Source organism: Acinetobacter sp. TR11 (assembly GCF_027105035.1).
Taxonomy (GTDB): domain Bacteria; phylum Pseudomonadota; class Gammaproteobacteria; order Pseudomonadales; family Moraxellaceae; genus Acinetobacter.
This window is the reverse complement of the sequence record NZ_CP114262.1, coordinates 1-4,323: the sequence shown is the minus strand read 5'-3', so window position 1 is coordinate 4,323 and position 4,323 is coordinate 1. Positions and strand designations below refer to the sequence as shown.

Annotated in this window: 4 protein-coding genes and 1 pseudogene; all 5 read right to left on the bottom strand. The window is 39.8% G+C overall.

All coding sequences use genetic code 11. The annotated features are described in order from the left end of the window. Positions 1-1,324: relaxase/mobilization nuclease domain-containing protein (locus O1450_RS16505; protein ID WP_269230507.1), on the bottom strand; the 1,324-nt coding region annotated here is incomplete at its 3' end. Continuing rightward, positions 1,314-1,811, bottom strand: a complete 498-nt coding sequence (gene mobC / locus O1450_RS16500; protein WP_057050435.1) for a plasmid mobilization relaxosome protein MobC — start codon at positions 1,809-1,811, stop codon at positions 1,314-1,316. The genes mobC and O1450_RS16505, both read right to left, overlap by 11 nt. A 497-nt stretch (positions 1,812-2,308) precedes the next feature. Next, positions 2,309-2,581: a hypothetical protein gene (locus tag O1450_RS16495; protein WP_269230506.1), complete on the bottom strand. Its 273-nt coding sequence runs from the start codon at positions 2,579-2,581 to the stop codon at positions 2,309-2,311. A 34-nt stretch (positions 2,582-2,615) separates the two neighbouring features. Beyond that, the gene (locus O1450_RS16490; RefSeq protein WP_269230505.1) at positions 2,616-3,500 is read right to left on the bottom strand and encodes a replication initiation protein; all 885 of its coding nucleotides are present in this window, start codon (positions 3,498-3,500) and stop codon (positions 2,616-2,618) included. Between the two features lie 221 nt (positions 3,501-3,721). Next, positions 3,722-4,323, bottom strand: a pseudogene (locus O1450_RS16485) (relaxase/mobilization nuclease domain-containing protein); the annotation flags it as partial.

Below are 4,323 nucleotides of genomic sequence, written 5' to 3'. Positions count from 1 at the left end.
GATCTGAACGCACCAACGCCATTCCTTCTCTGTTCCGCACTTCTGAATATTCAAGCTCCCCCCTTCCGATTTTAGATAATCGACTTTGTTCTGCATCGCTTGTATATCGCTGTATTTGCTCTTGCTGACGTATGCGAGTGCAAAACTGCTGATAAGCAAAATAAGAGCTATCGAAGCTAAAATCACATTTGATGTAAAAAGGGCTTTCTTGAGCTTTGCTGTCTTGAATATGTCTTGACTGATATTGCTCAACTGCGCTGACTGTGCTTTGAGCTGTTGTAGCTGTTGCATCTGCTGTGAACAAAGGTCGGTTGTTGCTTGGGCTTGAGCTTGTAAGGATTGAGCTAAGTTCTTGCTCTCTGACTGCACTAAAGTCATGCTCTCTTGAGCTTGTTGAGCCAAGTCCATAACGGTGCTCGTTGTATGCTGCGCGCTTTTTTGCAAGCTCTGTAACTCTAGCTCGGAGTTCTTCAGCATATTCTTTGTCTTGTTCTGAAATGAATCGACTTGTATTTGATGCTCCTGCATCATTTTCTTTTCTTGTTCGATTCTCAATGTAAGATTCGACACTAAATTCTGACTCATAAAATGCACCTTTTAAGCGTATCGCCTTATCTGAACCATCAATTTTTAATGAAATGAATTGATCACTTGTTCGGGTCACTGTTCCTAACTCTGAAACAGCATCTAAAACGTCTTTTCTATCTCTAATAAAACCATGCTCAACACGTTGTTCTATATAACTTCCAACGATTTCACGAATGTCTTTTACAGCCTTATTTTTTAAACCTGCTCGAAGTGCAGCAGCGTCTTCAAAATGCACATAGTCAGGCTTTTGTGTGTCTCGCTGTAAAGCAGGGTCATCGGGTCTTGACCAGCCTTTTGAGTAATTAAAATAATCCCTCAAAGGGTCGAAATACTTCTGATTACCTGGGGGCGCAATGTTGAGGGCCTTGCCTGTTTCAAGTTCTAGCCTCGGCACTAAAAAATGTACGTGTTTCGAGCCATCATCTTCTTCATGTAAAACGGCTGTGAAGTGATACTGCGTAGGCTTTAAGCCTGAAAAAGCGTGTGCTTCAAAGGTATCTAGTACCTCGTTAATTTCATCATTAGTGGGGGCATCATCTTTCGACCAAGCAATAACGCCACTCGTATATTTCCATTCGTTTTGAATAGATTCAGCAATAGCGGTAAAGGTCTGCGGATCTCCCCTCAAAACCTCAATATGTGGCCGTGGACGGTTGAGGTGATCAACGTCATCAACTAAATAACTGGCAGCCTTTGCAGGGTCGCCCTTGCCGTGCTTCAGAAACTTAATGTACATCCTCGTCAACCCTCCTTTTTGCCATTGCTCGCTCCCTCGCCTTTTTGACAGCTTCAGGGCTGCGCTCAATCTTTGGTAGCTCACCAAGCCAGTGATGTAGATCGCCTTGCATCTGACTCAATAAGTGAAAGCACTCAAGAAATGAAAACGTAGAAACACTTGGGTCTTGCCTGAGAATATTTAACGATTTCGCTAGTTGATTGAGGTTGTTCCCGATTCGACCAATTTGAAAAAGTACTGCTGGGTCTGCTTTAGGTGGCTGCTTGATTTGCTCTCGCTTTTTCTTCGTTTCAATAGCAACGTCCAACGGTTCGGCAGAATCGGCAGAAACCGTTGGAAACTCAGACATAACTTTTTGACCAATCAAAGCATTCACGAACTCACTAAAATTCTGGTCATGGTCATCTAAATATTTTTCTAATTGCTTGGCTTCAAGTTCAGTTAAACGCAAGCGTTTAACTACGGTTTTCAATTCTTTCTTTGCCATGACAAGTCCCAAAGTGGATTCGTGGTTTGGGGTCTTAGGGGAAACCCCTAACAAGCCCCCGTGACAGAAAATCAAAATTGCGTAGCAATGCATGATTTTGTGGCTACGGGGTAGGCTTGCTTAATTCACGATAGCATCTTGTTTTCGTGCATTCAAGATTTGGTACAAATGTTGATGCACAAAACAAAGGCTAGCTGTGAATTGTGGTACTGGTCGTTGCAAGGTTATGGACAATGCTTCGCACCACCAAAACTGATCTATGCACAAACACTATTGATAAGATGCGGAATAAATCAAAGATTTATTTCCACACTTACCAACAGGTTTGATGCACAGGTTTTGTCTTTGCCCACAACCTTGCTAACTCCCTGCAATAATAATTTTTTAAAAACTTAATTAAGAAAATAAAAAAAGCCCCTTTTAAAAAGAGGCTTGCACTGTTACACGTAACACCAAAAAAGGCTGTTATCTGATTTAGGCTTGTTTAGTTCGGAATGTCAGAATGATGAAACAGACTCTACATCACAAGATGTTCCATTCTCAAAAACTAGCTTGTTATCATATGAATATTTTTCATATATCAATATTGCATCATCTCCATATGTATATTCATAACAGTATTTTGTTTTGATTAAAATTTTATTGGTTCTATCAATATATAAATTACTGTCTGTTCTTTTCACATGTACTTTATACATTTCAGCGTTTGCTACAGTACAGGTTAATGCTAATGCACTGCATATACCTAAGCTAACAAAAGTATTTTTCACCCGTTTCTCCCTCTAATCTATAACTGTATTTACTTTATAGTAAATTTTTCTTTTTTAGTTCAAAATATTTAGTTCTACCAATTCCTAACTCTATCCACGGCTTACCTAGCGATGGTCTACCACCACCTTTAGACTTCTTACCGCCTATTGCTCCTTTACGACTCTGACGGTCTATAAATTCTTGGTAGCAATAAGCGTCTTTCTTCCAACAATACGTAGCGATACTCTTAGCTGTAGCTTTGACTTCCGAATATGGTAATGCTTCTAGAAACGTCTCATTTACGCTTAAACACTGTTCTAGGACTTTCCCTAGCCAAACATCAAATGTACTGCCCCGATGCGCTCTAATCGCTTTATACGCCCAAAAACGGACTGTATCGAACATGGTACAGTTGCGCCCAAGTCCTAAAACTTCCTGTTTTTTGCTTAATTTCTTCGGTAACTCTACAAAATCAGCTAAATAATCGAGTGTATAGGCTTGTTCACTCCAAAAAGTGACACGCCAATCTTTATGAAATGGATTCTTCGTAATGAGATGACTGTAGCCAACGTCTGCACCAAGTTTGTTGGCTAGTCCTGCTTGTACCTTTGATGCGTAGGCTAGTGCTTTTTGACTGCCAAACTCACTGGTACACAGTGGAATTTCTAATTTATAGCAGATATGAGCATGACCGTTTTTTTGTGTTTGTGCTGTCCAAAAAGGCATTGGTAGGTTTGCGTCATGCCATGCCATGACTGCATCTGAACGATCTATGTCAAAAAAGAAGTAATGAAGCATACAAGGCTGATTACCTTGTATATATTGCATATTAATTGCCGTTTTTTTCGGTCTTATTTGTAATCCATACAGTAACTCATCTGCACAGTATGGTTTATGAGCAAGATTTTCAAAAAAATCGCATAATTGAGCGTTATTCATCTTTTGCAACGTCCTACATGTTGCAAATGCTCAAAACATCGGTAAAATACTAGTAACGAATTAGAGTTTCACAGATGCTTTAAGTATTTGTTAAACAAAGTAAAAAAAGTCACTCGCCAAAGTGGCTTTTTTTACGCCTTTAAGAAATCTATCATATTTTTCATGCATTTAAAATCACTGATTTTTCAATGCTTTATTGTATCAGTAAATAATCCTAAGTTTTAAAATGGGCTTAGTGAATCATAGCCTCGATCATTTTTACGTTGTTGCTCCAGTTGCAACTCTCTACGTCTGTCTAGCTCATCTAAAGCCTTGAGGATACCTGTTGGATTAACTCCGCTAATTTTTGTTGATACTGCTCGACTGAATGCATTCTCTCTGTAATCTTCTCTGACATAGGTTTCAACTGCTTTTCTATCTCGATCTGAGCTAAAGTCGGTAGCTCTTTGCGGATCAGTTGTTTCACTTCTAAATCTAGACTCAAACTGGTCACTAACTCGCTCAGTCGCTCGTGCAGTTGACACTCTAAGGTCTCGTGCAGTTTGGTCGAAAAATGTGGAGAAATAGTCTGTTCTGATAGATTCTGCACGATCTTCACTGTTTCGCTGTGCTTGTCGTTTAAAGTTCTCGTGTAGCTCTTTAACTGCTCGATTGTCTGTGATTGCAATTGAATAAGTTGCAGTGCTTTCTCTTGCTCTAGCTGTTGTTGCTTCAATTGATGCTGTTGTTCTTCGATGATTTTCAATAACTGCGATTCGAGATTCATTTAATTTGTTTCCTTCACTACTCGCATGTTGTTGCTGTATGGCTTCTCGGTCGGGTC